Genomic DNA, 4901 nt, shown 5'->3' with positions numbered 1-4901 from the left:
GGTGCGCTGGCGCGGCCGTGCCCTGGACCTGACCCGGCGCGAGTTCGCCCTGCTGTGGCTGCTGGCCGAGCGCCACGGCCGCGCCATCGCCCGCGATTCGATCCAGCAGCGGCTGTACGGCTGGGACGAGGATGTGGCCAGCAACGCGGTGGACGTGCACGTGCACCAGCTGCGGCGCAAGCTCGATCCGGCGCTGATCCGCACCGTGCGCGGGGTCGGCTACGCGCTCGACACCCAGGCCGCGACGGCGGCGCCATGAGTTCGATGCGGCGACGCTTGCTGGGCGGCCTGCTCGGCGTGGTGGTGCCGGTGTTCGCGCTGACCGCGCTGCTGAGTTACCGCGCCGGCCTGCAGGAGGCCGGCGAGATGTTCGATGCCAAGCTGGTGCAGTCCTCGCGCGTGTTGCTGAGCCTGGTCGACGAGCCGCTGGACGATCTGTCGCGGCTGGGTCCGGCCGGCGACGCCATCGTGATCCGCGGCTGGCATGGCCAGGCGCAGGGCGTGGGCGAGGCGCTGGCGTTCCGCACCGGGCACGCCTACGAAAGCAAACTCGCGTTCCAGGTGCGCGACCGCAATGGCCATCTGCTGCTGCGCTCGGACAGCGGGCCGACCCGGCAGCTGGCGCCGCTGCGCGCCGGCTTCGCCGACGTCACCCTGGATGGCGACCGCTGGCGCACCTTCAGCTTGCGCTCGCCGGGCGGGCGCTGGTTCCAGACCGGCGAACAGGCCGATATCCGCGAGGAACTGGCCGAGGACATCGCGCTGGGCACGGCCCTGCCGTTGCTGCTGGCCCTGCCGGTGCTGGTGGTGCTGGTGTGGCTGGTGGTGAGCTGGGCCAGCGGCGCCCTGAGCCGGGTCTCGCAGGCGATCGGCGAGCGCGACCCGCAGCGGCTGGAACCGCTGCCGCTGCAGGGCGTGCCGCGCGAGATCCTCGGCCTGGTCGCCGCGGTCAACGGACTGATGCGGCGCCTGCAGACCGCGCTGGAGCGCGAACGCCGCTTCATCGCCGATGCCGCGCACGAACTGCGCACTCCCATCGCCGCGCTGAAGGTGCACGCCGACAACCTGCGCCAGGCCCGCGACGCCGACGAGCGCAGCGAATCGCAGCGGCACCTGGACGCCAGCGTGCGCCGGGTGGAGCGGCTGGTCGCACAGTTGCTGACCCTGAGCCGGGTCGAGCCGGGCGCTGCCGCCGCGGCGCTGTCGCCGCTGGCGCTGGACGCGCTGGTGGCGTTGCAGGTGGAGGAGGCGCGCGATCAGGCCGCGCGCCGCGGTCAGCACCTGCACCTGCGCCGCAACGACCCGGCACGGCTGCCGGCCAACGAGGCGGCGCTGTCGGCGCTGGTGCGCAACCTGATCGACAACGCGCTGCGCTATGCGCCGCCGCAGGGCCAGGTCGAGGTGGCGCTGTGCGCCGGCCGTGACGGCGTCTGCTTCAGCGTCGAGGATTCCGGTCCCGGCATCCCGGCCGAGGCGCGCGAGCGGGTGTTCGCGCGCTTCCACCGCGAGCTGGGCAGTGGCGTGGAAGGCAGCGGCCTGGGCCTGGCGATCGTGCGTGAGGTGGTGACCGCGCACGGCGGCGAGGTGACCCTGGACGCCTCGCCGACCCTGGGCGGCCTGCGCGTCTGCGTGACCCTGCCGCTACCCCCGTGAGCCAGGCCTGGGCGTCAGGAACACCCTGACATCGGCGCCGAACAGGCAGTGATAGATTAGCCATCTGCCCACAGGGGGTACCCGCGCGCCGTTGCAGGTGTGATTCGGAAAGGGATGGAACAGGGGGATCGGCGTCACGATAGTCGCGACGGCGCGCTAGCGCTGTGTCGCCGCCTGGGCGTGGTGATATGCCTGCTGCTGGCGCTGTGCTGCGCCAGTGCCGCCGCGCGCGCCGAACCGGCCGCGCCGCTGACCGAGCGCGCGGTGCTCGATCGCCCGGTGATCGCGCGCTGGACCATGGAAGAGGGGCTGCCGCACAACCTGGTGCACGCGCTCGCCCAGGACCGCGACGGCATGATCTGGGTGGGAACCTGGGAAGGCGTGGCCCGCTTCGACGGCCGCGCCTTCACCGTCTTCGATCGCCAGAACACCCCGGGCATGGAGTTGTCGGGCGTGTTCGCACTGCTCGCCGAAACCGATGGCGGCATGCTGGTCGGCACCGCCTACGACGGCGTGTTCCGCTACGCCGCCGGGCGCTGGGAGCATCTGGGCGATGCGCGCGCGCAGCGCCTGCGGGTCACCGCGATGCTGCGCGATGCCGACGGCGCGCTGTGGGTGGGCAGCGAGGACGGCCTGTTCCGGATCGAGGCCGACGGTCGCCTGGTCGATGTCGGCACCGCCGCGGGGCTGCGCCGGACCCGCATCGCCGCGCTGCTGCGCTACCGCGATGCGGTGCTGGTGGGCACCTCGCAGGGGCTGTTCCGCCTGACCGCGCACGACACGCAGGCGCAACGCTGGGGCACGGCGGCGATGCGCACCGCCTCGATCCGGCGGCTGACCCCCGACCGTCACGGCGGCCTGCTGGTGGCCAGCGACGAGGGCGTGTTCTGGCTCGGCGGCAACGGCGAGCTGCAATGGCTGCGGCGCGGCCAGCGCGTCGATGCCGCGCTGCAGGACCAGGACGGCCAGCTGTGGATGAGCCTGTCCAGCGGGCAGCTGTTGCGGCGCACCGCCAACGGCGCCAGCGACGAAGTCCTGTCGATCTCCGGCGTGGTCAGCCCCGCGCTGATCGAGGACCACGAGGGCCTGGTGTGGGCCGGCAGCACCGACGGGCTGTTCCGTGTCGCCAAGGGCGACGCTGGCGGCCTGACCCGCCAGGACGGGCTCGGCAGCGACTATGTGCGCGTGGTCGAGCAGAACGCCGATGGCACGATCTGGATCGGCCACGCCGCCGGCGTGGACCGCTGGGAGGGCGGCCGCATCCGCGCGGTACGGCTGAGCGAGCGGCCGGGCCGCGATCCATCGGTGCTGGCGCTGGCCGCCGCCCGCGACGGCGGCATGTGGGTGGGTACTTACGACCAGGGCGTGCTGCTGCTGTCGGCCGACGGCACGATCCGGCAACGCCTGGGCGTGGCCGCGGGCGTGCCGCGCTCCATGGTGCGCGCGCTGCTGGCCGATGCCGACGGCGGCCTGTGGATCGGCGGCAACGAGGGGCTGCTGTACCGCAAGGGCGATCGCACGCGGGCCTACGGCAGCGCCGACGGCCTGCCCGGGCGACAGGTGCAGGCACTGTACCGCGACCACGCCGGCGTGCTGTGGATCGGCACCAATCAGGGCGTCGCCACGCTCGCGGGCAACGGCACGCTGCAGGCGCGGCCAAGCGGGCAGGGCTTCCCGGCGCAGAACGCCTTCGACTTCCTCGAAGATGCCGACGGTACCCTGTGGGTCGCCAGCGACCGCGGCCTGCTGCGGCTGCGCGGCGGGCAGTGGCGCATCTACGACCATAGCGTCGGTCTGCCGCGCGACAAGCTGTTCCGGCTGCTCGACGACGGCAACGGCAACCTGTGGGCGAACAGCAACCGCGGTGTGCTGCGCATCGCGCGTGCGCGGCTGGCGGAGCTGGACGCGGGCCAGCGCAGCACCCTGGCGGTGGATGTGGTCGACCGCAGCGACGGCATGCCCGGCGGGCAGGGCAACGGCAGCAGCGCACCGGCCGGCTGGCGCAGCCGCGACGGGGCGCTGCTGATCCCGACCTCGGCCGGGCTGGCGCTGATCGATCCGGCCCTGCCGAGCCGGCGCAACGTGCGTGCGCCGCCGCTGGTGATCTCGCATGTGCAGGTGGACGGCGTGGCGCAGCCGCTGCGTGGCGAGTACCGCCTGCACGGCGGTGTCGCCCGGCTCGCGGTCGGCTATGCCGGGCTGAGCTTCCGCTCGCCGGACAAGGTGCGCTACCGCTACCGCCTGCAGGGATTCGACCGGCAGTGGGTCGATGCCGGCAGCAACGAGGAAGCCGTCTACACCAACCTGCCGTCGGGCAGCTATCGCCTGGACGTGCAGGCGATGACCAGTCCGCTGGACTGGTCGCGCAGCGAACGCATCGGCAGCGCCTCGCTGCAACTGCAGCTGGTGCCGCCGTTCTGGGAGCGCTGGCCGTTCGTGGTGCTGGCGGCGCTGTGCGCGACCGCTCTGATCCTGTGGTGGTACCGCGGCCGCAGCTATCGCTACCGGCGCCGCCAGCGCCGGCTCAACACCATCATCGCCGAGCGCACCCACGAGCTGAAGGCCAAGAACCTGGCGTTGAAGCTGGCCAACCTCGAACGCGAGGACCTGGTGCGCAAGCTCGCCTACCAGGCCGGGCACGATGCGCTGACCGGCCTGCCCAACCGGCGCACCGGCGATCCCTATCTCAACACGGCGCTGGAGCGGGCGCTGAGCGCGCGCACGCCGTTGTGCGTGGCGCTGCTGGACATCGACCACTTCAAGAAGATCAACGACGCCTACGGCCACGAGATCGGCGACGAGGTGCTGCGCCGGGTCGGCGAGGCGCTGCGCGACAGCCTCGGCGAGCAGGCGTTCGCCGCGCGCCATGGCGGCGAGGAATTCCTGCTGGTGCTGCCCGGCCTGGACCAGGAGGCGGCGCGCGCGCGCCTGGACGCGCTGCGCCTGCGCGTGGCCGACCTGGCGCTGTACGCCGACGACGGTCGCGCGGTGCGCTTCACCGCCAGCATCGGCTTCGCCTGCCTGTCGCCGGCCCTGCGCACCCGCCGCGACCTGCTGGTGAAGGCCGACAAGCACCTGTACCAGGCCAAGCGCGAAGGCCGCGATCGGGTGGTCGGCTAGGCCGCTGCCGCAACCCGGACGCAGCGCGTCGGTGGCGCGGCGACGCAGCCTGCCTGGGAAGCGCGCGCAGGCGCCAGGCAGGCGCCGCGAAGCGCGTGGGGCGTTGCAGTGGGGCGTTGCGCACCGCC

At 73.2% G+C, this 4901-nt stretch carries 3 protein-coding genes; all 3 read left to right on the top strand.

What is annotated here, in order from left to right; all coding sequences use genetic code 11:
- On the top strand, positions 1–259 hold a 259-nt coding region (locus D588_RS0116725), incomplete at its 5' end, for a winged helix-turn-helix domain-containing protein (RefSeq protein ID WP_017916794.1).
- On the top strand, positions 256–1653 hold the full coding sequence (locus D588_RS0116720; RefSeq protein WP_232764321.1) for an ATP-binding protein: 1398 nt from the start codon (positions 256–258) through the stop codon (positions 1651–1653). The genes D588_RS0116725 and D588_RS0116720, both read left to right, overlap by 4 nt.
- A 183-nt stretch (positions 1654–1836) precedes the next feature.
- On the top strand, positions 1837–4773 hold the full coding sequence (locus D588_RS0116715) for a ligand-binding sensor domain-containing diguanylate cyclase (RefSeq protein WP_232764320.1): 2937 nt from the start codon (positions 1837–1839) through the stop codon (positions 4771–4773).
- Positions 4774–4901: the final 128 nt, after the last annotated feature.

Source organism: Xanthomonas sp. SHU 308, assembly GCF_000364645.1.
Classification (GTDB): Bacteria; Pseudomonadota; Gammaproteobacteria; order Xanthomonadales; family Xanthomonadaceae; genus Xanthomonas_A; species Xanthomonas_A sontii.
This window is presented reverse-complemented; position numbering and strand designations above follow the sequence as displayed.